This is a genomic window from Flagellimonas sp. S3867 (assembly GCF_014698935.1).
GTDB lineage: Bacteria > Bacteroidota > Bacteroidia > Flavobacteriales > Flavobacteriaceae > Flagellimonas.
In genome coordinates, this window is record NZ_JACVMN010000003.1 from 420841 (window position 1) to 445757 (window position 24917).

The 24917-nt window shown below is 37.9% G+C and carries 25 protein-coding genes; 21 read left to right on the forward strand and 4 right to left on the reverse strand.

Translation table 11 applies throughout. From position 1 onward, the window contains the following. The first annotated feature begins 129 nt into the window (after positions 1-129). The 8 genes from IAG46_RS15240 to IAG46_RS15275 all read left to right on the forward strand — a co-directional run bounded on the left by IAG46_RS15240 (position 130) and on the right by IAG46_RS15275 (position 5701). Entirely contained in the window at positions 130-1230 is a 1101-nt protein-coding gene (locus IAG46_RS15240; protein WP_190811246.1) for an acyloxyacyl hydrolase, read from the forward strand. Next, positions 1227-1979, forward strand: coding sequence for a head GIN domain-containing protein (locus IAG46_RS15245; RefSeq protein WP_190811247.1), 753 nt, complete (start codon positions 1227-1229; stop codon positions 1977-1979). Before IAG46_RS15240 ends, IAG46_RS15245 begins: the two co-directional genes overlap by 4 nt. 73 nt (positions 1980-2052) lie before the next feature. Beyond that, entirely contained in the window at positions 2053-3123 is a 1071-nt protein-coding gene (locus IAG46_RS15250) for a serine hydrolase (protein ID WP_190811248.1), read from the forward strand. A 54-nt stretch (positions 3124-3177) separates the two neighbouring features. Then, on the forward strand, positions 3178-3411 hold the full coding sequence (locus IAG46_RS15255; RefSeq protein ID WP_190811249.1) for a thioredoxin family protein: 234 nt from the start codon (positions 3178-3180) through the stop codon (positions 3409-3411). Positions 3412-3455: 44 nt separating this feature from the next. Further along, positions 3456-4178, forward strand: a complete 723-nt coding sequence (locus tag IAG46_RS15260; protein WP_190811250.1) for a hypothetical protein — start codon at positions 3456-3458, stop codon at positions 4176-4178. Further along, positions 4178-4441, forward strand: a complete 264-nt coding sequence (locus IAG46_RS15265; RefSeq protein ID WP_190811251.1) for a DUF2024 family protein — start codon at positions 4178-4180, stop codon at positions 4439-4441. Before IAG46_RS15260 ends, IAG46_RS15265 begins: the two co-directional genes overlap by 1 nt. Before the next feature lie 55 nt (positions 4442-4496). After that, positions 4497-5105 carry a MarR family winged helix-turn-helix transcriptional regulator gene (locus tag IAG46_RS15270; protein WP_190811252.1) on the forward strand — a complete coding sequence of 203 codons (609 nt, stop codon included), beginning with the start codon at positions 4497-4499 and terminating at the stop codon, positions 5103-5105. A gap of 194 nt (positions 5106-5299) precedes the next feature. Then, positions 5300-5701, forward strand: coding sequence for a group III truncated hemoglobin (locus IAG46_RS15275; RefSeq protein ID WP_190811253.1), 402 nt, complete (start codon positions 5300-5302; stop codon positions 5699-5701). A gap of 8 nt (positions 5702-5709) precedes the next feature. Here the strand turns inward: IAG46_RS15275 and IAG46_RS15280 are convergent, their stop codons facing one another. Continuing rightward, positions 5710-7146 carry an aminotransferase class V-fold PLP-dependent enzyme gene (locus tag IAG46_RS15280; protein WP_190811254.1) on the reverse strand — a complete coding sequence of 479 codons (1437 nt, stop codon included), beginning with the start codon at positions 7144-7146 and terminating at the stop codon, positions 5710-5712. 124 nt (positions 7147-7270) lie between these two features. On the opposite strand from IAG46_RS15280, the gene IAG46_RS17785 reads away from it, so the two are divergent. Both IAG46_RS17785 and IAG46_RS15290 read left to right on the forward strand, forming a co-directional pair. Further along, entirely contained in the window at positions 7271-8254 is a 984-nt protein-coding gene (locus tag IAG46_RS17785) for a LuxR C-terminal-related transcriptional regulator (RefSeq protein WP_305069279.1), read from the forward strand. A gap of 65 nt (positions 8255-8319) precedes the next feature. After that, positions 8320-10644 carry an outer membrane beta-barrel family protein gene (locus IAG46_RS15290; protein WP_190811255.1) on the forward strand — a complete coding sequence of 775 codons (2325 nt, stop codon included), beginning with the start codon at positions 8320-8322 and terminating at the stop codon, positions 10642-10644. Between the two features lie 9 nt (positions 10645-10653). On the opposite strand, the gene gldA is transcribed toward IAG46_RS15290, so the two are convergent. Beyond that, on the reverse strand, positions 10654-11547 hold the full coding sequence (gene gldA, locus IAG46_RS15295) for a gliding motility-associated ABC transporter ATP-binding subunit GldA (protein WP_190811256.1): 894 nt from the start codon (positions 11545-11547) through the stop codon (positions 10654-10656). A 378-nt stretch (positions 11548-11925) separates the two neighbouring features. Here gldA and IAG46_RS15300 point away from each other — a divergent pair, with 378 nt between their 5' ends. From IAG46_RS15300 to IAG46_RS15320, 5 genes are all read left to right on the forward strand, one after another. Next, positions 11926-12756, forward strand: a complete 831-nt coding sequence (locus tag IAG46_RS15300) for a prephenate dehydratase (protein ID WP_190811257.1) — start codon at positions 11926-11928, stop codon at positions 12754-12756. Then, the gene (locus IAG46_RS15305; RefSeq protein ID WP_190811258.1) at positions 12753-13898 is read left to right on the forward strand and encodes a pyridoxal phosphate-dependent aminotransferase; all 1146 of its coding nucleotides are present in this window, start codon (positions 12753-12755) and stop codon (positions 13896-13898) included. Before IAG46_RS15300 ends, IAG46_RS15305 begins: the two co-directional genes overlap by 4 nt. 81 nt (positions 13899-13979) lie before the next feature. Continuing rightward, the gene (locus IAG46_RS15310) at positions 13980-14840 is read left to right on the forward strand and encodes a prephenate dehydrogenase (protein ID WP_190811259.1); all 861 of its coding nucleotides are present in this window, start codon (positions 13980-13982) and stop codon (positions 14838-14840) included. Positions 14841-14848: 8 nt separating this feature from the next. Beyond that, on the forward strand, positions 14849-15931 hold the full coding sequence (locus tag IAG46_RS15315) for a bifunctional 3-deoxy-7-phosphoheptulonate synthase/chorismate mutase type II (protein WP_190811260.1): 1083 nt from the start codon (positions 14849-14851) through the stop codon (positions 15929-15931). A gap of 126 nt (positions 15932-16057) precedes the next feature. Further along, positions 16058-16732 carry a head GIN domain-containing protein gene (locus IAG46_RS15320; protein WP_190811261.1) on the forward strand — a complete coding sequence of 225 codons (675 nt, stop codon included), beginning with the start codon at positions 16058-16060 and terminating at the stop codon, positions 16730-16732. A 58-nt stretch (positions 16733-16790) separates the two neighbouring features. Here the strand turns inward: IAG46_RS15320 and IAG46_RS15325 are convergent, their stop codons facing one another. Both IAG46_RS15325 and IAG46_RS15330 read right to left on the reverse strand, forming a co-directional pair. Then, positions 16791-17231, reverse strand: a complete 441-nt coding sequence (locus tag IAG46_RS15325) for a hypothetical protein (protein ID WP_190811262.1) — start codon at positions 17229-17231, stop codon at positions 16791-16793. A gap of 117 nt (positions 17232-17348) precedes the next feature. Beyond that, complete coding sequence (locus IAG46_RS15330) at positions 17349-17789, reverse strand: hypothetical protein (protein WP_190811263.1); 441 nt, start codon at positions 17787-17789, stop codon at positions 17349-17351. 93 nt (positions 17790-17882) lie between these two features. Between IAG46_RS15330 and rsgA the strand changes: the two genes are divergently transcribed. From rsgA to IAG46_RS15360, 6 genes are all read left to right on the forward strand, one after another. Then, positions 17883-18833 (forward strand): ribosome small subunit-dependent GTPase A, encoded by a 951-nt coding sequence (gene rsgA / locus IAG46_RS15335; RefSeq protein WP_190811264.1) that lies wholly within the window; start codon positions 17883-17885, stop codon positions 18831-18833. Next, positions 18834-19286: a D-aminoacyl-tRNA deacylase gene (gene dtd, locus IAG46_RS15340; RefSeq protein ID WP_190811265.1), complete on the forward strand. Its 453-nt coding sequence runs from the start codon at positions 18834-18836 to the stop codon at positions 19284-19286. It begins immediately after the preceding gene. 80 nt (positions 19287-19366) lie between these two features. Continuing rightward, entirely contained in the window at positions 19367-21274 is a 1908-nt protein-coding gene (locus IAG46_RS15345) for a DUF3857 domain-containing protein (RefSeq protein ID WP_190811266.1), read from the forward strand. 1 nt (position 21275) lies between these two features. After that, a complete protein-coding gene (locus tag IAG46_RS15350) occupies positions 21276-23219 on the forward strand; it encodes a transglutaminase domain-containing protein (protein WP_190811267.1) in 1944 nt (647 codons plus the stop codon). 3 nt (positions 23220-23222) lie between these two features. Then, entirely contained in the window at positions 23223-23549 is a 327-nt protein-coding gene (locus tag IAG46_RS15355) for a nucleotide pyrophosphohydrolase (protein ID WP_190811268.1), read from the forward strand. A 69-nt stretch (positions 23550-23618) separates the two neighbouring features. Continuing rightward, positions 23619-24848 carry a 3-phosphoshikimate 1-carboxyvinyltransferase gene (locus IAG46_RS15360; RefSeq protein WP_190811269.1) on the forward strand — a complete coding sequence of 410 codons (1230 nt, stop codon included), beginning with the start codon at positions 23619-23621 and terminating at the stop codon, positions 24846-24848. Positions 24849-24917 lie beyond the last annotated feature (69 nt).

Below are 24917 nucleotides of genomic sequence, written 5' to 3' on the forward strand. Positions count from 1 at the left end.
TTAAGGAACAACTTTTTTATATTCACGGTTTGACACGAATTGGACTAACTTCTTTGAAGAGGTATTTTTACCAACATCCAACATCCAACATTTTCCCACATCAACCAAATATGTCTATTTTTGCGCCTCATGAAGCGCCTACTTTATTTATGTTTTTTTTTATGCAGCTCCTATGGATTTTCCCAGCACAAGGAAATTCCTAAAAAATACGTGCTGGATGTGAGCCAGTTTTATGGTTCGGTACTACTCCACAACACTGACATTTCCCATCTGATAACCAACCATCCCGGTGGTCTAATCCTTGGATTTAACCGTAAAAGGTTCGGTAACAATGAATGGGAATCACTTTATGGATATCCAGACACTGGTTTTTCTTTTGTTTATCAGAATATGAACAATTTCACCTTGGGCGAAAATTATGGGTTATATGCCCATTATAACTTCTATTTTCTTAGGCGGAATTTACAGTTTCGTGTGGGTCAAGGAGTGGCCTATAATACAAATCCATACGACAAGAATACCAATTTCCGTAACAATGCCTACGGCTCTCATCTGTTGGCGTCAACTTTGGTAATGATTAATTATCATAAAGAAAATTTATTCTCAAAACTAGGGTTGAAAGCGGGACTTTCGTTGATTCATTACTCCAATGCCAACTTTAAAGCACCTAATACATCCACAAATAGCATGGCATTAAATGTAGGTTTGACCTATGATTTGGATGGAGGGGATGATTTTGAATTTATAACTCGGGAATCCAAAGAAAAAATCTCAGAACCAATTCGTTATAATCTAGCCTTAAGAACAGGAGTAAACGAAAGTGATGTGATCAATTCAGGGCGATATGGATTTTGGATACTTTCAGCTTATGCCGACAAACGTTTGGGAAGAATAAGTGCAATTCAATTCGGAACAGATGTGTTTTTTTCCAATTTTTTGAAGGAATTAATTCGTTTTCAATCTATTGCTTTTCCTGAACTTAATGTGGATGCAGATACCGATTTTAAACGTATTGGATTGTTTGTTGGGCATGAGTTGTTCATCAATAAAATGAGTGTCGAGACCCAATTGGGTTATTATGTCTATTACCCGTTTGATTTTGAAGGCAAGGTGTACAATAGGATTGGATTGAAACGCTATTTTGGGGATAAAGTTTTTGGGGCCATCACCTTAAAGTCTCACGGAGCCAAAGCGGAAACAGTTGAATTTGGAATAGGAGTTCGATTATGAAGAAAGGAATAATCACATATCTAGCCCTGCTTTTAATTGCCTGTAATGGGGAAAACACTCCCGATTGTTTCCAAAATGCCGGTGATTTAGTCAGGATAACGGTTGAAGTTCCAAGTTTCACGACCATTACAGTTTTCGAGAATATCAATTTGGTCATAAGACAAGGAACCGAACAGCAAGTAGAAATTGAGACTGGAGAGTTTTTGCAAAATGATGTTACAGCATCGGTAGAAGATAATCGACTCATTTTAAGAAACGAAAATGGTTGTAATTTTATTCGGGATTATGGTTTGACCACTATTTATGTGACTTCACCCAATATTACCCAAATTCGCAGCAGTACTGGATTGTTGGTGTCCAGTGATGGGATTCTGAATTACCCGAATCTTAGCTTGATTTCTGAAAGTTTCAATAATCCGGAGTCGGAAACCACAGATGGTTCTTTTGATTTGAATGTAAATGCTCAAAATATCGGAATTGTTGTCAATGGAATAGCCTTTTTTAAGTTGCAGGGAACAACCGATAATATTAATATCACTTTGGCTGCAGGTGATTCTCGTATTGAAGCAGAGAGGTTAATCACACAGAATGTGAGTTTGAACCATCGTGGGTCCAATGATATATTGGTGAATCCCCAACTGAGAATTTCGGGAATAATAAGAGGTACAGGAGATGTCATTAGTGTCAACCGCCCACCGACTGTTGAGGTAGAGGAACTATTTAATGGGCGGCTAATTTTTAGGAATTAATCGAAAGTTAAAAACCGTAATTAAACAGAGTCTTTGATTTCTCATTAAATTCGATTCAAGGAAATCTACACATTTGAAATCACTCTTCACATATTTTAGGAATCTTTTAGACTCCTATCAGGTTAAATCTTTGGAAGGTCTGCAGGGAATAAAAAAGGCTGATACCATGTTCCATAATTTATGGGCAGCAGGGAAAGTGCCCGGAATGGCCGTTACCATTTTGAATGAAGGTAAGACCATGCTTGAAAAAGGGTATGGCTATGCCAATCTGGAAAAAAGAATCCCTGTAGATCCCCAAAACACCATAATTCGGATAGCCAGTATTTCAAAATGTATTACAGGAATGGCTTTGGCCAAAATGATAGAGGAGGGGTTGATAGATCTGGATACTTCATTCTATAAATACGTGCCATATTATCCGAAAAAGAACTATGATTTTACACTTCGACAATTAGCAGGACATACAGCTGGAATCCGTGGGTATAGAGGAAAAGAATTTGCTCTGAACCGCCCTTTCTCCATAAAAGATAGTATTGAGGTTTTTAAGAATGACCCTTTGGTTTTTGAGCCAGGAAAAGGCTATTTGTACAATAGCTTCGATTTTGTGTTACTTTCCCTAGCAATGCAAGAAGCTGCCGGAATCCCTTTTGAAGACTATGTCAAGGAAAAAATTCTGGATCCTTTAGGTATGAACAATACTTTTCCTCCTGATTCAAATAAGGCCAATTTGAATGGTGTGGATAACCTTGCTGAAAGTTACACCACATCAACAACTGGTTTTAAAAAGGCCACATCCATAAACAATCATTACAAGATGGCAGGAGGTGGTTATTTATCTACAAGTAGTGATATTGCCAAATTGGGTAACGCAATATTGGACAACAATGTAATAGAACCTAAAATTCTTAAGGCTGTTCTTACGTCACAAAATGTTAGCGGGAATCCAACTTACTATGGCTTGGGCTTTCAGGTGAGCCAAGATGCCAATGGTAAAAATTTTGTTGGACATGTTGGTAACAGTGTTGGGGCATATTCCAATTTTTATGTGTATCCAAACAAGAAAATTGTGGTTTCCATTTTGATTAATTGTACTGATCCTAAAGTTCAAAAAGAACTTGATTTGATAAATATTTTATTTAATTAGGAATCCTTACTATATTTGTAAAGCAATATTGCAAAAACTCAAAAATTTAAAGAAATGAGTAAATCAATTTTTTATCATGCAGGTTGTCCTGTATGTGTAAGTGCAGAACAAGATTTGGTAAATCTTCTTGGTTCTGAAAATGTATCCATTATAAATATAGGTCAAAACAAAGAAAGTATAAGTGAAGCTGAGGGGAGAGGTGTTCAATCAGTTCCTGCTTTGGTAACTCCCAATGGTAACGTATTACATATTAATTATGGTGCGTCTATTGAAGATTTAAAGAATTAATTTTTATTCTTTAAAGTTAGGAATCCTAATAAAATTTATTCAAAATGAAAAACAAAAATTTATTTATGCTAAGCTTGTTGTTGGGCTGTGGTCTGTTTACTTCTTGCGCCCAGAAAGGCCCATACGACAATGCGGATTTTCAAATTAAAACAGTTGAAGTTAGCAACAAAGCTGACTTGGGAGTGTTGGTTTGGGAGATTACTGTAAATGGTCAAGCTGGCTCTACGGTTCCAGTACCAGCTGGACAGTTGGATGGAGCACCCGTTTTGGGTTATGTTTTTCCAACTAGTCTAAAACCCACCGATGTTGGTTTTAACGCAACAGAAGGTATTGTGGCTTTGGCCCTGACCTCACATCCCGATTTTGATGACACCCCGTTATGGGACGAGAACAGTGATTCAATTTTTGACAACGACGGAATAATATGGCATCCCCATTGGGTTATACTTTCTGAAGACAAACGGGTAGCAGGTGGACTTTCGGTAAAACAGTTCAAAAAAGCCGATGAAACAATTGTGTTACCGCCAACAAACCCTGGTATGCCAATGTATATGGATTCTCCTGGGTATCCTGTAACAACTAAAAGCAATAGCATAAAAGTTGTTGTGCCCAATTATAGAATCAACAACAAAATCGATTTTAAATATGATGGAGTTGCTGCTTTTATGAAGGTGAATACAAGTATAGAAGATAAGCCGATGCTTGGAGTGTATGAAGTTTTTAGCGTGGCAAGTGGCGACTTGTCCTTACCCTATACCGTGAAGTAATGGAAGTTTCGGTTTGGGACACATATGTGCCTAGGGAAGATGGTAAAGTGATGCATTTTGACATTCTGGTTCCATCGTCCACGACGGATACTGATGTTATTTTTGAGCATGGAAGAGAATATTTACGGTCCAAACCTTTTCAGACTGGAAAATTGGCTTCGAATGAATGCCGATTCTGTCATATGCAATCAGCTCCTGCCAATGTGGTAGAAAACATTAAAGCGGAAGGATATTACATCATTGAAATGGAAAATTGTTCCTAATTTAATTAGGATAACTAACTTTGCCTGTCGAGACTCTCGGCAGGCATTGTTCACTATGGATAAAAGAAGCGTTTTTGACCCAAAACAGCAGCAAGATGATCTTTCGAGCAAAATAATTGCTGGATTGGAACGTATTTCACAAGCGTTCAAAGCCCTTTTATGGGAAAAAGCAAAACAATTGGGGTTAAGCCCCATCCAGATTCAAATCTTGATTTTTGTAGCTTATCATAAAAGCGAATTCAACAATGTGAGTTTTTTGGCCCAAGAATTCAATGTGACCAAACCTACTATCAGTGATGCCATACGTGTTTTGGTGAAAAAAGAGTTAGTGGTCAAAGACCATTCTTCAAGCGATAATCGAAGTTATTCGCTTCTTCTTTCTGGCGAAGGCAAAAAAATGGTAACCGAGACCGAGCATTTTGCCAATCCTCTGGTAGAACAATTGGAGTTTGTTGAATCTGCTGAAAAAGAAAATCTATTCAAAACCTTGAGCAAATTGATTTATCAACTGAATCAAATTGGGGTATTGACCGTGCAACGCACATGTTTTGCCTGCAAGTTCTATGCAAAATCGGCTGATAACCACTACTGTAATCTATTGGAAAAACAATTGAAACACTCCGATATCCGATTGGATTGTGTGGAATTTGAAGAAAGATCATGATTTCGGAAGCATTGTTGAAAAAGTACGGAGCTTCAGAAACACATCTCGTAAAAAAGAGAAGTACTCTTTGCTGTTGATACTCAGGCGCGATATTTCTGCCAAGTGGGCTCTGGCAAGACCAAAAGTGGTTTTTAACTTGTTTATTATTAGTATAGTGCTCAGTACTGTGGTATTAATCCTAAATTTGCTATAGTATGTCTAGAAAGAATATCGAAACACGGGAAGACGTGAAATTTTTGGTGACCAAATTCTATGAAAAGGTCAGAAAAGATGAAGAAATAGGTCATTTTTTTAACGAAATCATAGAAGATTGGCCGGAGCATATTGAAAAGTTGACCAACTTTTGGGAAACCAATCTGTTTTTTGTTCAAAAATATAAGGGCAATCCACTAGTGGTTCATGCCGAGGTAGATGAAAAAGTGGACCAAACCATTACCAACGAGCATTTCGGAATTTGGTTAAGGCATTGGATTGATACTATTGATACCAATTTCATAGGAGACAACGCCGAAAAGGCTAAACAAAGGGCCAGAAATATCAGTGTACGCATGTTCATTACCATTTTTGAGCATCGAAAGCGTCTTTCTGCTAAATAACCAACGTTTTAATTATCGGGATAATCTTGGGCAAAACCTTCGCAAAGTGCTAATGTCTCCTTTACATCATCCAAAGTTGTTCTTGGGTTAATGAGGCACATGCGCAAAACTATTTGGCTGTGAAGAATAGTGGTAACTAAAAGTGCTTTTCTAGAGGAAACGACCTTTTCTGAAATGTATTGATTGATTTCATCCAATTTCTTTTGAGAATATTTTTTCCCAATCGGATTGTACCTAAAATTGATCACTGCCAGAGTCGCAGGAAATACAACCTCCCATTTTCCGCTTTTCCGTAAAATAGATTCCACTTCCTCTGCTAAATCAATATTATAGCTAATGGCGTTTCGAAACTCCTGAAGGCCAAAGGTTTTAATCGACATATAAAATTTAAGCGCCCTAAACCTTCTAGTCAATTGAATTCCATGGTCGTAAAAGTTGATTTCCGATGTATTTCCTTCGATATCTCTTAAATATTCAGGTTTTTCGGTGAAGGTGTGGCTTAAATGCTTATGATTTCTTACCAAAAGGCACCCCATCTCATAAGGCTGAAAAAACCATTTGTGTGGATCAACGGTCAGGGAATCTGCCTTTTCAATCCCCTTCATCAATTGTTTTCCCTTTGGTGAAAGAATGGCTGCTGCGCCGTATGCACCATCGATATGAAACCAAATGTCCTCTTTTTTGCAAATTTTGGCCAAATCTGATAGTTGGTCGACCGTACCTGTATTTGTTGTCCCAGATGTGGCAATCAGGCAAAAAGGATGAAGTCCTTCCAACCGATCTTTGGCAATGCAGTTTTTAAGTTTATTAATGGCAAACTTGAATTCAATGTCGGTTGGAATGATACGAATTTGCTCTTTCTTAAATCCCAAAACCTGAATGGCCTTAATGTTGGAAGAATGTGCCTGATCAGAAAGATAAATTACGGCTTTGGAAAAATCTTCACCACATTTGACCTTTCGAGCTGTTGTAATAGCTGTTAAATTGGCCATAGATCCACCACTGGTAAAAATTCCGCCACCCTTTTTTTGGGGAAAACCGAATATTTTTAGCAACCATTGAATGGTAATGATTTCAAGTTCCGCCGCGGCAGGTGATGCCACCCATCCACCGGAAAAAATATTGAATCCCGTGGCCAATGTATCGGCCATAACACTTACATAGTTGCTTGGACCTGGAACAAAAGAATAAGATTTTGGATGCGACATATCCGTACTATTCGTCATTACCTTTTCAAGAACAAAATCTATTACCTTATCTGGGGAAGTGCCCTTTTCCGGAGCTTCCTCAAGAAAAAGAGAATCCATTTCTTCCCTGGATCCCATAGCAACGGGCAACTTGTTTTTTTGGGAATCAAAATGTTCTACAATGGCATCTACAACTTGATAACCATAGGTTTTCATGTCTTCTGAAGATAGTTCTAGTTTGGAAGGGTTCCTTTTCATTTATTCAGTTTAGCCGGAACTGCAAAAATACCGATTTGGAGGTGGCAATAACATGATATTTGATATAAAATTGGAATTGCATCTACCATGCAAATACCGTAATTTTATTCAGTAAGTTTTACCGATGCTCAAACAAGTAGTAGTTCTAGTCTTTGTTTTCCTTGGAATGCAGCTTACTGCACAGCAGGCTGTTTCCGGATTTGTAAATTTTGATGATTCTGATTCTTGGAAGCTTAAAATTTATCTCAGTCAGGTGGATTTATCCGATATCGAAAATAATGCGAAAGTAAAGACCATTGCTATTGAAGATGTTCAAAAAAATGGCTTCTTCAAGTTTGATAAAAAACATTTTTCAAACAGCGACAAGATATACCGATTACATGTTGAACGGATACAAAAAATTGTAAATGACACAATTATCAAGAATGTCACTTTCATGTTATCCGAAAAAGATAGGATTGAATTTAAAAAAGGCACACAGATTTTTGGTGATTATATCACTACCAACCAAGCGGACAGGGAATGGCAAAAATTAAAAGACTTCGAGTCAAAACTGGTTCTCCAATATTTGGCCCAGGATGAAAGGGTAAAACCTAGAAAAGGTTTTGTAAAAGATTCTTTGCAGATATTATTGGTAAAATTGGTTGGAATAAAACAATTGGAGAGCAAACAATTGTTGGAAAAGGACATTACCGAAAATGAAGCTTATTACTTAAACTTGCTTTCAGAATTACAGTCCAGTGAATTGAATCCATCTACCTATGCATTTTTAGAGCGAAAACTGGCTTATTTGACCAATGTAGACTTGGAACGAAAGCTAGCGCAAAGCAAATGGTTGAATGTAGGGTTATTTTTCTTGACCCTAGTTTTAAGTTTGGTAGCATTGAAAATAAGAAGAAAACGATATACACTTCTGGTTTCGGACCTGAGCAAACAAGAGCGAACCATCCGCAATCTCATTCTTCAGGGAAAAAGTAACAAAGAAATTGCCAATGAGCTTTTTATAAGTTTAAGTACTGTAAAAACCCATATCACCAATATTTATAGCAAGCTAAACGTAGCCAATAGAAAGGAGCTACTACAAAAAAGTACGGGGACTAGTACCTAAATCAGACCCCAAAGATGCTGCATTAAGTTGTTTTCCGAACTTATTTTGTCTCAAAACGCAATACTTTGAGACGAATTACTTTAGCATTCCTTTTGTTGACCTGTAGCATATATGCTCAAGATTTCTACAGTTTGGAAGGGCATGTTTTTGATGAAAATGGGGATGTCATTTCGATAGGAGATGTGCTACTGCTTGAAGCCGAGACAAATACATTAGAGAAGTACACTACCATTTTGGAAGGTATTTTTGTTATGGAAACCGTTCCTCAAGGCGATTATATGCTACAGATTTCGGCATTGGGTTTTGAAGCGCACCAAGAAACCTTGTCCTTAAATAGAAATCGAAACTTCACCATAACCTTAAATGAAGAAGTAACGGAGTTGAAGGAAGTTGAAGTCATTGCAGCTAAAAACCCTATTGCATACAAAGGGGGCAATCTAAAAGTGGATGTTCAAAACCCATATTTCTCATCAATTCCCAATCCATTGGATCTGTTGTCCCGTCTTCCCAATGTGCAATTGTCTCCAGACAGGGAATCTGTATCGATTTTGGGCATGGGTAATCCGTTACTGTATTTGGGAAATCAACGTATTTCCATGGAGGAGTTCAGCGCGTTGCCCATTGATGGTATTGCAACGATTGAGCTGATCAATAATCCATCGGCCAAATACGAAGCTGAAGGTCGAGCAGTTATATTAATAGCCCTAAAAAAAGAAACAAACCAAGGTTTGCGTGGAAGTGTGACAGAGACAGCATCCGCAAGACGGAACTTCAACAATTATTTAGGATTCAATACAAGTTTCGCGAACGAAAATTGGACAGTTCGAGGAAATTTAGGGTACAATCAGTTACAACAATGGGAAAGCAATAGCTTTTTGTTTGAAATTCCAGAAAGAGATGTCTTGGTAGATTATATTGTATTGATTCCAAGAAATGATAGGGTTCAATTAAATGGAGGCTTTGGGGTGTATTTTCAATGGAATGATGCCGATTATATTTCATTCAATTCCACAATACGCACACAAACCGATGATGCTCCCTTTTTCACGGATACTTTTTTGAGGGATGGCAATTATCAAGAATTTATACAAACCCAAACCGGAAATGACAATGCAAAAGACTATTACACTGCTTCATTCAACTTCAATAAAAAATTGACCAATAGTTGGAATCTTTTTACTGGGGTTCAATATTCAGGGTTCAAACAAACTTTGGCGACTGAAATTGAAAACAACATTGATAATTCTGAATTTATCTTGGACCAAACAAGAGCGCAAGAATATAGCATAAACTCGCTGGCATTTCGACTTGATGTTGAAAAGACATTTTCAGACGATTTAAAATGCGAATTAGGTGTAAATATAAGTCAGGCCAAAGCGGATGCTTTTACAGAAATCCAGCAATTTTCAACAGATAATGAAACGCTTATCGATTTTGGTTATGAAGAAAAACTATATGCGGCATACAGTTCTGTTTCGGGAAAACTAACTAAAAAGACTGATTTTGAGATGGGTCTACGTATTGAGCACAACACCGTTGATGGTGCTATTGCTTCCGAAGATTCCCCAATTATTTTCAGGGCAAACACCAATCTGTTCCCAAAGACCAATGTTTCTTTCGTTTTGGACAGTACCCAAACACTTAGCTTCAATTATGCCAAAAGCATTCGACGACCAGATTTCTCAAGAACCAGTTCCATTACTGCATTTATCAACCCGTTTTTGGAAGGATCTGGCAACGTTAATTTAAGACCTACGTTGACCAATGAACTTTCGATAAACTATCAAAAAGGAAATAAAACATTATTCATGACATATTACAAAAGTTCAAATCCTACCAATTTTACCATCTCGTACGACCCCCAAGCCGATACCGCCTTACTTTCCCTAGTGAACCTTGAAAAGGAAAACGGATTCTATGCTGGAGTTACCCTGCCCTATTCCAAAGGAATTTGGACCTCGAACAACACAGTGACTTTAAATTACAACAAGTTGAAAGATACTGGTGCGACCTTTTCTTCAGCTAAACCTTATATCTACGCTTACACCAATCACCAATTGAAGATTGCAAAAGATACCACTTTGGTTTTAGGAGCTTGGGCCATGGGCAGAAGGCAAGTGGGTATCTTTAAAAGAAATGGCCTTGCGGTTTTTGAGGCTTCCCTTTCCAAAACCTTTTTCAAAAATTGGGATTGTACATTCCGGCTCAATGATATTACGCGAGCAATGAACTTTGAGGAACGGTACGCTTTAAATGGAGTTATTGCAGATGGGGTATATTTTGCGGATGTTAAAGAAGTTGCACTTTCATTGAAATATCGATTTGGAAATAACAACAACACCAATTTTAAAAATAGAGATGTGGATTCTAATTTAGAGCGAATTAATTGAGGAATTAGGTTATGAGGTCAACTCTGTAAACAAACTTTCCAAATTTTTGTTCTTTCTGCTCAGCTGAAGCGTTTTCAACTTGTTGTCATGTGCGAAATCAAAAACAGCAGGCCGCATATCCTCCGAAGTACTAAATGTTATCTCGTAAACAAAACCTCCTGTGTTTTTTATTTGAGAAACATGCGGTAAGCTTTTCAACAATACTTCCTCCACTCGATAGTCAAACTCCACCTCAATAATCTGCTCTGTTGCTTCACGTAGTTCCTCCAGTTTTTTATCGGCTACCAGTTTTCCTTTATTAATAATAATAACCCTATCACAGACAGCCTCAACTTCTTTCATGATATGGGTTGAAAGTAAAATGGTCTTCTGTTTACCAATGGAACGAATAAGTTTTCGGATTTCAATCAATTGGTTGGGGTCAAGTCCCGTGGTAGGTTCATCAAGAATCAGGACATCGGGGTCGTGCAACAGTGCTGCCGCCAAACCTACCCGTTGTTTATATCCTTTGGATAACTGCCCAATTTTCTTATGTGCTTCTGGTGAAAGCCCAGTTTGTTCAATAACCTCTTCGATTCTAGTCTTGGGCGTTTTGTAGACATCGGCATTGAAGGCCAAATACTCCTTTACATACATTTCGTGGTATAAAGGATTGTGTTCTGGTAGATATCCAACACTGTTTTGAACATTTTTTTCTGCGGTAAGGACATCATGTCCGTTGACGGCGGCTTCTCCTTGATCGGCCTTATAATAGGTAGTTAATATTCGCATCATGGTTGACTTTCCAGCACCGTTGGGTCCTAAAAAACCAACAATCTCTCCCTTTTCAATGGAAAAAGAAACATCATTTAATGCTTTTTGTTTTCCGAAAGTTTTGGTGATATTATTAACGGTAATCGACATGATGTGAATTTGAAATCAAAAATACTGTTTTAGAATTCTCTATGGGAAATCGAAATCATATTTTGGATTTCTATTAGCGATTTGAATGGATCTTTAGGCTTCCTGAAATTCCAAATCCTTAAAAAATCGATGCTTCTATGAAGCAAAATGTAACAAATTGAACAATTTTACTAAAAATCGAAAAAATTTTGGGTTTGTCTTTTGTTTTTCAATTGAATACCTATCTTAGCCCAAGAATTTAATGAAATGACAAAGACGTATTTCTGGAACGGTTTTTATTTCTACTTCTTTTTTAAGAGAAGTACGGGACTGTTCTAGATATGCATTAAGTATAAAAAAGATATGAAGTCCCGATGTAAATCGGGATTTTTTTTTGCCATGAGTTTAAAAGTAGCCATACAGGGAATTAAAGGATCCAACCATCATCAGGTAGCGAATGACTTTTTTGGGAACGACATTGATTTGGTGGAATGCCTCTCATTTGATGCCATGATCGACCATTTGTGCAGTGGAACCGCTGATAAAGGTGTTATGGCCATTGAAAACTCCATTGCCGGCTCCATAATCCCAAATTATAATCTGGTTTACCATAACAATATCCACATTATTGGAGAGCATTACTTGAGTATTCATCATAATTTGATGGTTTTGCCAGGAAGGTCTATTGAAGATATTGAGGAGGTACATTCGCATCCTATGGCATTGTTGCAGTGCAAGGAATTTTTCAGAAAATATTCCAAAATCAAGTTGGTGGAAAGTGTGGATACCGCAGAAACTGCAAACAGGATAAGTGAGCAAGGACTAACCAACATTGCGGCAATTGCCCCTAAAAAAGCTGCTGAACTCTACGATTTGGAAATTATAGCGCCGGAGATTCAGACTATAAAGAATAACGCAACGCGTTTCATAGTCCTTAAAAAACAGAACAAGGTTCTTCCGAAGGAAGAAATCAACAAAGCTTCGCTAAGATTTATTACCGATCATAAAAGAGGAAGTTTGGCAACTGTTTTGAATGTAATGAGCGATTGCAATTTGAACCTGACTAAAATCCAATCCCTACCTGTGATTGAGACGCCATGGAAGTATGCCTTTTTTGTCGATGTCACATTTGACACTTATGATCAATTTGCCAAGGCTAAATCGTTGCTGGAAATTATGTCAGAAGATTTTAGGATTTTGGGAGAATATAAAAACGCACTAATATCATGATAACAGCTGAGCGGCTAAATACAGTTCAGGAATACTACTTCTCTAGAAAATTGAGGGAGGTCAGAGCTATGATCAATGCTGGAAAGCCTATTATTAATATGGGAATTGGAAGTCCTGATTTGGCCCCATCACCAAAGGTGCTGGAGACCTTAAAAGCTTCCATGGACGATATTGGGGCACACCAATACCAAAGTTACCAGGGATTGCCTGAGCTTCGCGAAGCCATAGCTGATTTTTATCAGATGAAATTTGAGGTGCAAGCCGACCCAGCCACTGAAATATTGCCGTTAATGGGCTCTAAGGAAGGTATCATGCACATCAGTATGGCCTTTTTGAATGAAGGAGATGAGGTGTTGTTGCCCAACCCAGGATATCCTACCTACGCTTCAGTGACCAAATTGGTTGGAGCGGTACCCAAAACCTATGATTTAAATGCTGACAAAGGATGGTTTCCGGATTTAGAAGCACTTTCAAAGCAAGATTTGTCCAAAACCAAAGTAATGTGGGTAAGTTATCCGCATATGCCGACCGGAGCTACTGCGAATATTGAGCAACTCAAAGCATTGGTGGATTTTGCCAATACCCATGAAATTTTATTGGTGAATGACAATCCGTATAGCTTCGTCCTATCCAACAACCCCATAAGTATTTTGTCTATCGAAGGAGCCAAAAACTGCACACTTGAACTCAATAGTTTAAGCAAAACTTTTAACATGGCAGGATGGAGAGTTGGGATGCTTTTGGGCAGTAGCGAACATATCAATGCGGTGCTCAAGGTTAAAAGCAATATGGATTCGGGAATGTTCTATGGTATCCAAAAAGGGGCAATCGCTGCGTTAAAAAGCGGACCTGAATGGTTTGAAGCCCTTGATGAAGTATATACCAAACGAAGGAAACTTATGCTCCAACTGGTTGAAAAACTGGGCTGTGAATATTTAAAAGATGCTGTAGGCATGTTTGTATGGTGTAAACTTCCAGAAGATGCCGCTTCGTCCGAAGAATTCATAGATAATATCCTAATTGAAAAGAACATATTTATTGCTCCCGGAACCATTTTCGGGAGCAATGGAGAAGGATATATCCGATTTTCACTTTGCGTGAAAGAAGAAAAGATAAAAGAAGCGATAAATAGATTTGAGTAGTCAGCTATGAGAAACCAGTTATTGATAAAAAATGGAAACGGCGAATCGAGAATCCCAACACTCACATCCAAAATCTAATAAATGAATATAGCTATCATCGGAGTTGGGTTAATAGGAGGTTCTTTTGCAAAGGATATTAAGTTGTTGCATCCCGATTCCAATATCATTGGAATCGATGCGAGTGAGGAAAATCTGGATAAGGCCTTGGACCTTGGACTTATTGATCAAAAAGGTTCATATGATGCTCTTGCCGATACCGAAATGGTTTTTGTATCTATTCCTGTTGATGCTCTTGTGAAGGAATTGCCGAAGATTTTAGATGTAGTAGGTGACGACACCGTTGTTATAGATGCCGGGTCTACCAAAAAACTGATTTGTGAAGCAATAGCAGACCATCCAAAACGAAGGAATCTTATAGCCTGTCATCCCATTGCTGGAACTGAATTTTCAGGTCCTTCGGCAGCGATTTCTGGCTTGTACGAAGGAAAGACCAATATTATCTGTGAGGTTGAAAAAACAGCTTTCAAGCTACAAGAAAGGGCATTGGAGATTTTTCAACAATTGAAAATGCGCATTCGTTATATGAATCCTGAAGCACATGATAAGCATATAGCTTATGTATCCCATTTATCACACATCAGCTCGTTTATGTTGGGAAAGACGGTTATTGAAAAAGAAAAAAATGAACGTGATATTTTTGACATGGCTGGCAGTGGTTTTGAAAGCACAGTGCGCTTGGCGAAAAGCTCTCCGGACATGTGGACACCGATTTTTGAACAAAACAAGGAAAATGTAATCGAAACCTTGGAAGAGTACATTCAAAATCTGGAAACATTTAAACAATTGCTTGTCGACAACGATTTTGAGAACGTTTACAACGAAATGAGTAATACCAATAGAATCAAACAAATATTAAAAGGAATACCACTTACAAAAAAATAAAAAAGAAGATGGAAAACAGTAAGGAAATGAGAAAATGGCTGGATGGTATGGATTTACCACATCCTTTGGTAATAGCTGGGCCATGTAGTGCTGAAACGGAGGAGCAAGTACTCAAAATTGCCCACGACCTAAAAGATACGGATGTAAACTACTATCGTGCGGGAATCTGGAAACCCCGAACACGTCCGGGTAACTTTGAGGGAGTAGGCGCCATCGGATTAAAGTGGTTGCAAAAAGTAAAGGAGGAAACCGGTTTAAAAACGGCTACAGAGGTGGCCAATAGAGCTCATGTAGATCTTGCATTGGAACATGATGTGGATTTACTTTGGATTGGTGCCCGTTCTACTGTAAGCCCATTTATAGTTCAGGAAATTGCTGATGCTTTAGAAGGAACGGATAAGATAGTGTTGGTCAAGAATCCGGTGAATCCTGATTTGTCGTTATGGCTAGGAGCAGTTGAAAGACTGTATACCGCCGATATCAAGAAGTTAGGCGTCATTCATAGAGGTTTCTCAACCTATGAAAAGACCAAATACAGAAACATTCCAGAATGGCAAATGGCGATTGAATTGCAGTCCAAGTTTCCTGATTTGCCCATCATAAATGACCCAAGCCATATCACAGGCAAACGAGATATGATCTTTGATGTTTCACAAACTGCTTTGGATCTGAATTTTGATGGTTTGATGATTGAAACGCACCATGACCCTGACAATGCTTGGAGTGATGCCGCCCAGCAGGTAACCCCAAAAACCTTGGTTCAGATTATGAGAGATCTTCGCATACGTAAAGAAACCGATCAAGAAGCCGAATATAATAGCAAATTGAGTAACCTTAGGGCCCAGATAGATGTTATTGACAACCAATTGATCGATACCATGGGCAAGCGGATGAAAATTTCGGATGATATAGGAGAACTTAAGAAGAAAAAGAATGTTGCCGTACTTCAATCCAACAGATGGAACGCCATTTTGGGCAACATGATTCTTGAAGGTGAACAACGTGGGCTTAGCGAAGAATTCGTTTTACGAATGTTCAAAGCCATTCACCAAGAATCCATCAACCACCAAGAAAAGATCATCAATAAATAGTTTTTGATTTTTTTAGAGGTATTCAACCATTTAGGGCGGGATGTTTTTCTGTTCTAAATGGTTTTTTGTTTAAAACTGTAACAGCTATCAAAAAACCGTATCCTTGTTATATTAAATAACACTACTATGAAAACACTTTTCACACTAAGTCTTTTTTTACTAACTACGGCCATTTTTTCACAACGTATGATCGATACGGAAGTGGGTGAATTCAATAAAATCAAGGTTTTTGATTTGATAGAAGTGAATTTGATTCAAGCCGATGAAGATCGGATTGTGATCAAGGGTAGAAATGTGGACGATATTATTTGGATGAACAGGGATGGAGTTTTGAAGCTCCGCATGCAGTTGGATAAAAAATTCTTGGGAGAAGATACCTTGATTGAGGTCTTCTACACCAATTTGGATGTTATTGATGGCAATGAAGGTGCCAAAATAACGTGCAATGAAATGGTGAAGAAGGATAAAATAGAACTTAGAGCACAAGAAGGTGCCGTCATTCGTATTGGGATGGATGTAGAATATGCAGATATAAGAGCGGTGACCGGAGGAGTTGTTCAAGCGACCGGATTGGCTAAAAATCAAAGTATTGTAATCAACACAGGTGGTATTTTCGACGGTAAGGATTTGCGCACGGCCACAACCGATATTAAAATCTCAGCTGGAGGTGAAGCCGATGTGTTTGCCTCTGAAGTTGTGGATATCAGCGTAAAGGCAGGCGGAGATGTGCATGTCTATGGAAAACCCAAGAAAGTATATAAGAATACTTTTATTGGCGGAAGGGTGTACATGGTGGATTAACAAAAAGTTGATTAACAAAAAGCCCCTTCTTAAGAAGGGGCTTTTATTTTTTCCATGATTACTTCCTGAAAATATATCTGGTAATAAAAATTCCCTGGCCATCACCTTCACCACCATCACTTTCAACGGCGCTGCTAACAAAAGCGAGTTCCCAGCCGTTGATTACCATGTTGTTGATCATGGACGACAGTAAGGCATCGTTGGCTGCAATATTCTGAAAACGGATTCCACCAATGTTGAAAAAGTTCAACAGTTTGGTTTCTTCAAAATTTTTCACCCTGATTTTTCCTCTTTTCGATTTGTTTCGGGTATTGTCATCCTCCGTTTGTACACTTGTGTACTCGCGATAGTCTTTATCTTCCAGAGCATTAATAATTCGAGACCTCCCCAATCCATTGGGAACGATAGACTCTACACTGGTGATTACCTTATACTCTTGAGCGCTTAGACCAAAGTTCATGGTCAAGGCTAAACTTGCAACTAATAAAAATTTCTTCATGATTATTTTTCTTTATGATACCAGAAAGACAAGTGTGAAGATCAAAAGGTTGCATATGACAAATAAAAAAAGCCCTTTGAAAAATCAAAGGGCCTCTTGTATTAAAAACGCTATGTTTTATTTCTTAAAGATATATCGAGTGATAAAAATACCTTGGCCATCGCCTTTTCCTCCCTCACTTTCAACAGCACTGTTCACAAAGGCAAGTTCCCATCCGTTGGCAACCATGTCGTTGATCATAGAAGTGATCAAAGCATCATTGGCAGCTATATTCTGAAAACGAATACCGCCAAGATTGTAGAAGTTCAACAATTTGGTTTCCTCAAAGTTCTTCACACGGATATCGCCCCTTTTGGACTTGTTCCTTGTGTTGTCTTCATCGGTCTGCACGCTGGTATATTCTCTGTAATCTTTATCCTCCAAAGCATTAACGATTCTGGAACGTCCCAAACCGTTTGGTACAATGGACTCTACGCTGGTAATAACCTTAAATTGTTGTGCATTAATTTCAACTGTTGCAGCTAGGGCTATCACTGCGATAAAAAAGATTTTTTTCATGATTGGATTTTTTTGGTTTAATAAACTGTTAACTACATATATCGTACCAATTAGAGGATTATTGTTTCTTTGCAGTGAAAATTTTAACGAATAATGCAAGGAACTGTTTATAAATCTACCGGAAGCTGGTACACCGTAAAGTCGGAAGACGGTAGTTTTTATGAATGCCGTATAAAAGGTAAGTTCCGAATAAAGGGGATTAAAAGCACCAATCCCTTAGCCGTTGGAGATGAGGTTATTTTTGATTTGGAAAAGGTTGGTGATGAAACTGTTGCTGTGATTTCCCAGATCATGGAACGGAAGAATTACATTATCCGTAAATCCGTAAACCTCTCCAAACAGACCCATATTATTGCTGCCAACTTAGATCAAGTGTTTTTGTTGGTTACTTTGAACAATCCTCAAACTTACACAAGCTTTATAGATCGTTTTTTGGTTACTGCAGAAGCCTATGAAATTCCGGTCGTACTACTGTTCAACAAAATGGATGTATATGATAAGGACGAAATGGTGGAAGTGGATTATTTGGTCCAATTATATCGAGAAATTGGATACCAATGTATAGAAATAGCGGCAAAAGAAGGGGATAATGTAGATCAGGTAAAGGATTTAATGATTGGAAAAACCAGCATGTTTGCAGGCCATTCCGGTGTTGGAAAATCAACTTTGGTCAATGCATTGGAACCTGGACTGAAACTAAAAACCGCAGAAATTTCCCAGCAGCACCTTCAAGGACAGCATACGACCACATTTGCAGAAATGTACGACCTATCCTTTGATGCACAGATTATTGATACCCCGGGAATAAAGGGATTTGGTATTGTGGATATGGAACAAGATGAAATAGGAGATTATTTCCCCGAATTTTTTAAGCTTAAACCAGAATGTAAGTTCAACAATTGCATGCATTTGGATGAACCCAAGTGTGCCATAAAAAAGGCCTTGGAAAATGATGAAATTTCATGGAGCCGCTATCGCAGCTATGTTCAAATGCTTACAGGTGAAGATGACAATTACAGGATTGATATACATAAAGAGCGTTAAATGAGAGCTGTAATTCAAAGAGTTTCGAAAGCAAGCGTCACTGTGGATGGAAAAATAATCTCAAAGATTGATGAGGGGCTTTTGGTTTTATTGGGAATTGAGGATACCGACAATAATGAAGACATAAGCTGGCTTTCAAAAAAAATTGTCAACCTTAGAATTTTTAATGATGAAGAAGGGGTAATGAACTGCTCGCTTCAAGACGTGGATGGAGATGTTATTGTGGCAAGTCAATTTACCCTGCACGCCCAGACCAAAAAAGGAAATCGTCCGTCCTATATCAAAGCTTCAAAACCGGACATAGCCATTCCTATATATGAGAGTTTTGTCCAGCAAATAGAACAGGATCTTGGTAAAAAAGTTGGGACAGGCATTTTTGGGGCAGACATGAAAGTTGATTTGTTGAACGATGGCCCGGTCACGATATTTATAGATACAAAAAACAAGGAATAATAACCTTTAATCGAATTTGTTTTTATAATTTGTAGGAAAATCAGCATTTTAGTACCATCTAAATCAACCTACCAACCTTAATGCGAATTCTTACCTTTCCCCTTTTTGTGCTAATTTCTTTTTTTTCATTTTCTCAGGATAGCAACATAACTACAGATTCAATTCCACAGCACTTAATATCCGGTGCAAATGCAATTGTAAGAGACCATCAAATGGATGTGGAATTGGTTTCTAGGCGTGAAATGTTGGTCAATTATAAACGAACGGTTACCGTTCTCAATGAAAAAGGGAACCAACATGTTCAGGCTTTTGTCCATTATAACAATGCGATTACTATAAAGGGAATCTATGCCGAAGTCTACGATAAGAAAGGTGAAAGCATAAAAAAAATTAGGAAAAAGGACTTTTTGGACGTAAGCGCCGTTGACGGAGGAACCTTATATTCTGATTCCAGAGTTCTTTATATGGGATATTTGCCCGTTGATTATCCGTATACCGTTAAGTTTTCCTATCAAATGAAAACCGATAATACCGGCACTATTCCCTCCTGGTATTTTTTGTCGGGGTTTTTAGTGAGCACCGAGTACTCGAAATATACGGTCAAGTTCTCTGATCAGAATCTTAAACCATCCATTCTTGAAAAGAATTTTGGTGATTACAATATCACACCCCAAAAATCCGACAATCAGATTAGTTATGAAGCCAGGGATATAGAACCTCTCAAAGATGAAAACTTAAGACCACCCCTTCATAAAATTTTTCCAAGACTAATGGTTAGTCCAGTAAACTTTTATTATGAAGGATATAATGGGCATATCACAAATTGGAAAGAGGCCGGACACTGGATGAACAACAATCTTCTAAAAGATCAGGACGAACTGACTCCTTCCACCATTTCAATTGCAAAAAAATTGGTTGAGGAAATTGAAGACCCCTTGGAAAAGGCAAAAAAGATTTACCAGTATGTTCAGGAAAATACGCGATACATCAGCGTTCAAGTGGGCATAGGAGGGTTAAGACCCATAAGTGCGATAGAGGTCGACAGGGTTAAATATGGAGATTGCAAAGGACTTGCAAATTACACCAAGGCATTATTAAAAGCTATCGATATTGAATCGTATTATGTACATGTGGAAGCTGGGCAAGATAAGGTAGACTTTGAAGATAATATGGCCTCTTTTGGTCAAGGTAACCATGTTATTTTGGCCATTCCACATAACAATCAATATTATTGGATTGATTGTACATCGCAGGTACACCCATTTGGGTTTCTTGGAGATTTTACCGATGACCGAAAAGTGTTACTTATGAAACCAGATGGTGGTGAAATTGCAAATACCGATGCATATGTGAACGAAGACAATCATCAATTGACCAAAGCCAAATACATACTAAATGAAAAAGGAGGTATTACAGGCGATATTACAATTTGGACAAAAGGTATTCAGTATGACCAGCATTTCGCGTTAGAAGGAATTCCAGATTTGGAAGTAGATAAATACTATAAAAATTACTGGTCTAACATCAATAATCTTAAAATTGAGGAGTTTTCCACAAAGAATAACAAAAACGATGTTGTTTTTGAAGAAAACATAAAGATTACAGCCACTAAATACGGTATTCCGTCTGATGATAGATTGATTTTGGTTTTAAATGCATTCAATAATTCCCAATATGTACCTGCCCGAAGCAGAAATAGAAGATTTCCATTAGAAATTTCCCGAGGATACCTGGATGAAGATGAATATGAATTGCAACTGCCGGAAAGCTATAGTCTAGAATCCCTACCTCAAAACGTAAATTTAGAAACCAAATTCGGCGAATACCAAATGGAATTTGAAAAAGAAGCGAATAAAATCAGAGTGAAGCGAAGGTTGTTTATAAAAGAAGGCACATATCCGAGCTCAGATTACAAATTATACCGCAGTTTTAAAAGAAGCATCGTAAAATTTGATAACTCAAAAGCAGTATTAATACAAAAGATATAGTATGATTAAAAAAATAGTTGTTTCAGCGTTACTATTGTTGATTTTTACACCTAGTGTAGCTCAGGAAATCAAGTTTGGACAAATTGAGAAAGCTGAACTAGAGGAGACAGAATATGTGAATGATGAGTCCGCAAGCGCAGTTATTCTTTACAAACATAGAAACACCTATTTGCTCTCAAACAATGGTGTTAGCCGTTTGGTGACCGAGATACATGAAAAAATCAAGATATATCGTAATGACGGTTTTGACTATGCTACCGAAGAAATCAATCTTTTTAAAAGTGGCAACGATGATGAGCAGGTGAAAAAAATAAAAGCCGTTACCTATAACTTGGAAAACGGAAAGATAATTGAAAGTGAACTTCAGAAAGAAGAGATATTTAAGACGGAAGCTAGCCCAAACTATAATCAAGTAAAATTTACAATGCCAAACGTAAAAGTAGGTTCGATTGTCGAATTTACATATAAAGTAACCTCTCCTTTTATTTGGAACATAGACGAGTTTCGTTTTCAATACGACATCCCCGTAAAGTGGATGAAGGCAGAAATTAGAACACCAAAAGGATTTAGATTTAAGCAAACCCCAAAGGGATTTCAGAATGTTTATCCCAAAACATATACCAAACAGGATAACCGCATTGGAATGGAGGTTGTGGTTAGAGAGTACAATATTCACAATATGCCAGCATTGCAGCAAGAGAGCTATGTGGATAACATTGATAATTATCGCTCAGGAGTAGTTTTTGAGTTGGTTTCAGTTGACTTTCCAGGTTATTTTAGGAGTTATTCACGAACCTGGGGAGATGTGGCAAAGGTAATTGGTGGTTCAGATGACTATAAAAATCAGTTAGATAGGACAAGGTCTTTTGATGACGAAATCGATGCTCTTTTAGAAGGCAAAGAAAGTCAAGAGGACAAAATGAAAGCCATTTTTAAATATGTGAAAGACAATATCACTTGGAACGGGGTAGACGGTAAATATTTTTACCATGGAATTAAGAAAACACTGAGTGAGAAAAAAGGAAACTCTGCTGACATAAATCTATTGGTGGTGGCAATGCTGAGATACGCAGGTATAGATTCCAATCCAGTTGTTATAAGTACAAAAGACAATTTAATCCCATTTTTTCCTACCATAAACAGATTGAATTATGTGTTGGCATATGCTGTTATAGATGAAAAGCAATATTTTATGGATGCTACCGAAGAATTCAGTGACCTAAACGTGCTACCGACAAGAGATTATAATTGGAAAGGCATTCTTATCGACAATAACAAAAAAGTTTGGAAACAAATCGATATTGCCTCTCCAGGTAAATCTACCAGTTTCTATGTTATGGACATCAATTTACAAGATGATGGGTCTTGTGAAGGAACTTGCAAGACAAGGTTTAACAGGCATAGCGCGATGAGTTTTAGAAAAAAATATAATGGGCAGGATGTAGATACTTACCTAACAAGTAAAGAAAACAAGTTATCCAATATTGAAATCGATAATTATACGGTCAAGAACGCAGATAGTCATGAAGGCAATGTAAGTGAATCGTTTGACTTTTTTGATGACTATGGAGCTGATGCCATTGATGGAAAACTTTTCTTGAAACCGCTCGGGTTTCTGTCAATGAAAGAAAATCCTTTTAAAAAGGAAAAAAGAGAGTACCCTGTTGATTTTGGATATTCATTCAAGGATACCTATATGGTCAATATTAATATTCCAGAAGGTTATAAAGTTGAACATGCACCAGAATCGGTAGTTGTAAGTTTGCCGGAAAAATTGGGCACTTTCAGATACATTGTAGCGCAAGCGCCTGAAAAGGTTAGTGTTCGGGTAAACTTTGAAATAAATAGGGAAATGATTGCGTCCGATTCTTACCCTTTTTTAAGGGAATTTTTCAAACAAATTATTGCTAAAGAATCAGAACAGCTAATTTTGTCAAAAATATAGACGATGAACATCCAAAACGCCCAAGAAGCAGTAGATGAATGGATTAAGGCCCATGGCGTTCGCTATTTTAACGAGCTTACCAATATGGCCCAGTTGACCGAGGAGGTAGGTGAGGTGGCAAGAATAATTGCAAGACGTTACGGTGAACAAAGTGAAAAGGAATCCGATAAAACCAAAGATCTGGGTGAAGAGCTGGCCGATGTCATGTTTGTGGTTTTATGTTTGGCCAATCAAACAGGAGTAGATTTACAAGACGCTTTTGATAAAAAATTGGAGCTAAAGACCAAACGTGACCACGATCGTCACCAGAATAACGAAAAACTTAAATAAAACGGTTTACATCACAGCATGATAAAGCGGTTTTTTCTAGTTTTGGTGTTTCAATCAAACCAGAAGTAATTGAGACTCCGACTTTCCTTTCCGAACAATAAAAAAATCACTAAATCAATAAAGATTACAGGCTCCAAAAGTGAGACCAACCGATCTTTATTATTACAAGCACTTTTTCCCAATATTACTATAGAAAATAAGTCCAACTCTGATGATGGCCGGGTAATGCAGGCAGGTTTGAAAAAAACTTCAGAAGAGGTGGATATCCATCACGCGGGCACGGCCATGCGGTTTTTAACCGGTTATTTTGCTACTCAAGAAGGAAAGGAAGTGGTGTTGACAGGTTCTAAACGAATGAAGGAACGTCCCATAAAAGTTTTGGTCGAAGCACTAAGGAAATTGGGTGCGCAAATAGCCTATGAAAACCAGGAGGGATACCCGCCCATAAAAATTACGGGAAAGAAACTGAGTAAAAACAAAGTTTCGCTCCCCGCAAACATCAGTAGCCAATATATTTCCTCGTTGTTGCTGATAGCACCTAGTTTGGAAAACGGTCTGGAAATAGAGCTTTTAGGGAAAATAACATCAGTGCCCTATATAAAAATGACATTGGGACTTTTGGAACAGATAGGAATTGAAACCCATTTTGAAGGGAACTCCATCAAAGTCGCACCATCCCAAAAAGTGAACGATACAACTTTGGTGGTGGAATCCGATTGGAGTTCTGCCAGTTATTTCTATAGCATTGTCGCTATGTGCGATGTGGGAACGGAAATTCAATTATCTTCCTACAAAGAGAACTCCTTGCAAGGCGATAGCGTTTTAGCAGAAATCTATACCGATTTTGGTGTAGAGACCAAATTTTCAAACAATCAGATTACCCTTTCAAAAACAAAAATTTGCAATCTCGAAAAGGTCACTTATGACCTATCCAATGCGCCGGATATTGCGCAAACCATTTCTGTCACTTGCCTTGGACTTGGAATGGGTTGTTATCTTACAGGTCTCCATACATTGCCTATTAAAGAGACAGATCGTTTAGGTGCAATGAAGACCGAATTGGAAAAATTTGGAGCCAAAGTGAACATTGATTCTGAAAGTTTGACCCTTCGACCCTGTCAAACCATAAAATCAGAGGTTGCCATAGATACCTATAATGATCATCGGATGGCGATGGCATTTGGACCCTTGGGATTGTGTACATCCCTGAAAATCAATGATGCAGGAGTGGTTTCTAAGTCCTATCCCGATTTCTGGAACGATCTAAAAACATTGGGCTTTTCAATCAACGAGCTGTAATTCGCATTTAATTACCAAAATACTTGACATCCCCTATGTCGAGATTGTATATTAGCGCTCTTTTAAAAA

Coding starts and splice junctions, on each gene's coding strand:
- IAG46_RS15240 (WP_190811246.1), top strand. CDS start 130: ATGAAGCGCCTACTTTATTTATGTTTTTTTTTATGCAGCTCCTATGGA.
- IAG46_RS15300 (WP_190811257.1), top strand. CDS start 11,926: ATGAGTTTAAAAGTAGCCATACAGGGAATTAAAGGATCCAACCATCAT.
- IAG46_RS15330 (WP_190811263.1), bottom strand. CDS start 17,789: ATGAAAAAAATCTTTTTTATCGCAGTGATAGCCCTAGCTGCAACAGTT.
- IAG46_RS15315 (WP_190811260.1), top strand. CDS start 14,849: ATGGAAAACAGTAAGGAAATGAGAAAATGGCTGGATGGTATGGATTTA.
- IAG46_RS17785 (WP_305069279.1), top strand. CDS start 7,271: ATGCTCAAACAAGTAGTAGTTCTAGTCTTTGTTTTCCTTGGAATGCAG.
- rsgA (WP_190811264.1), top strand. CDS start 17,883: ATGCAAGGAACTGTTTATAAATCTACCGGAAGCTGGTACACCGTAAAG.
- IAG46_RS15260 (WP_190811250.1), top strand. CDS start 3,456: ATGAAAAACAAAAATTTATTTATGCTAAGCTTGTTGTTGGGCTGTGGT.
- IAG46_RS15305 (WP_190811258.1), top strand. CDS start 12,753: ATGATAACAGCTGAGCGGCTAAATACAGTTCAGGAATACTACTTCTCT.
- IAG46_RS15265 (WP_190811251.1), top strand. CDS start 4,178: ATGGAAGTTTCGGTTTGGGACACATATGTGCCTAGGGAAGATGGTAAA.
- gldA (WP_190811256.1), bottom strand. CDS start 11,547: ATGTCGATTACCGTTAATAATATCACCAAAACTTTCGGAAAACAAAAA.
- IAG46_RS15345 (WP_190811266.1), top strand. CDS start 19,367: ATGCGAATTCTTACCTTTCCCCTTTTTGTGCTAATTTCTTTTTTTTCA.
- IAG46_RS15280 (WP_190811254.1), bottom strand. CDS start 7,146: ATGAAAAGGAACCCTTCCAAACTAGAACTATCTTCAGAAGACATGAAA.
- IAG46_RS15325 (WP_190811262.1), bottom strand. CDS start 17,231: ATGAAGAAATTTTTATTAGTTGCAAGTTTAGCCTTGACCATGAACTTT.
- IAG46_RS15270 (WP_190811252.1), top strand. CDS start 4,497: ATGGATAAAAGAAGCGTTTTTGACCCAAAACAGCAGCAAGATGATCTT.
- IAG46_RS15310 (WP_190811259.1), top strand. CDS start 13,980: ATGAATATAGCTATCATCGGAGTTGGGTTAATAGGAGGTTCTTTTGCA.
- IAG46_RS15350 (WP_190811267.1), top strand. CDS start 21,276: ATGATTAAAAAAATAGTTGTTTCAGCGTTACTATTGTTGATTTTTACA.
- IAG46_RS15255 (WP_190811249.1), top strand. CDS start 3,178: ATGAGTAAATCAATTTTTTATCATGCAGGTTGTCCTGTATGTGTAAGT.
- dtd (WP_190811265.1), top strand. CDS start 18,834: ATGAGAGCTGTAATTCAAAGAGTTTCGAAAGCAAGCGTCACTGTGGAT.
- IAG46_RS15245 (WP_190811247.1), top strand. CDS start 1,227: ATGAAGAAAGGAATAATCACATATCTAGCCCTGCTTTTAATTGCCTGT.
- IAG46_RS15275 (WP_190811253.1), top strand. CDS start 5,300: ATGTCTAGAAAGAATATCGAAACACGGGAAGACGTGAAATTTTTGGTG.
- IAG46_RS15320 (WP_190811261.1), top strand. CDS start 16,058: ATGAAAACACTTTTCACACTAAGTCTTTTTTTACTAACTACGGCCATT.
- IAG46_RS15355 (WP_190811268.1), top strand. CDS start 23,223: ATGAACATCCAAAACGCCCAAGAAGCAGTAGATGAATGGATTAAGGCC.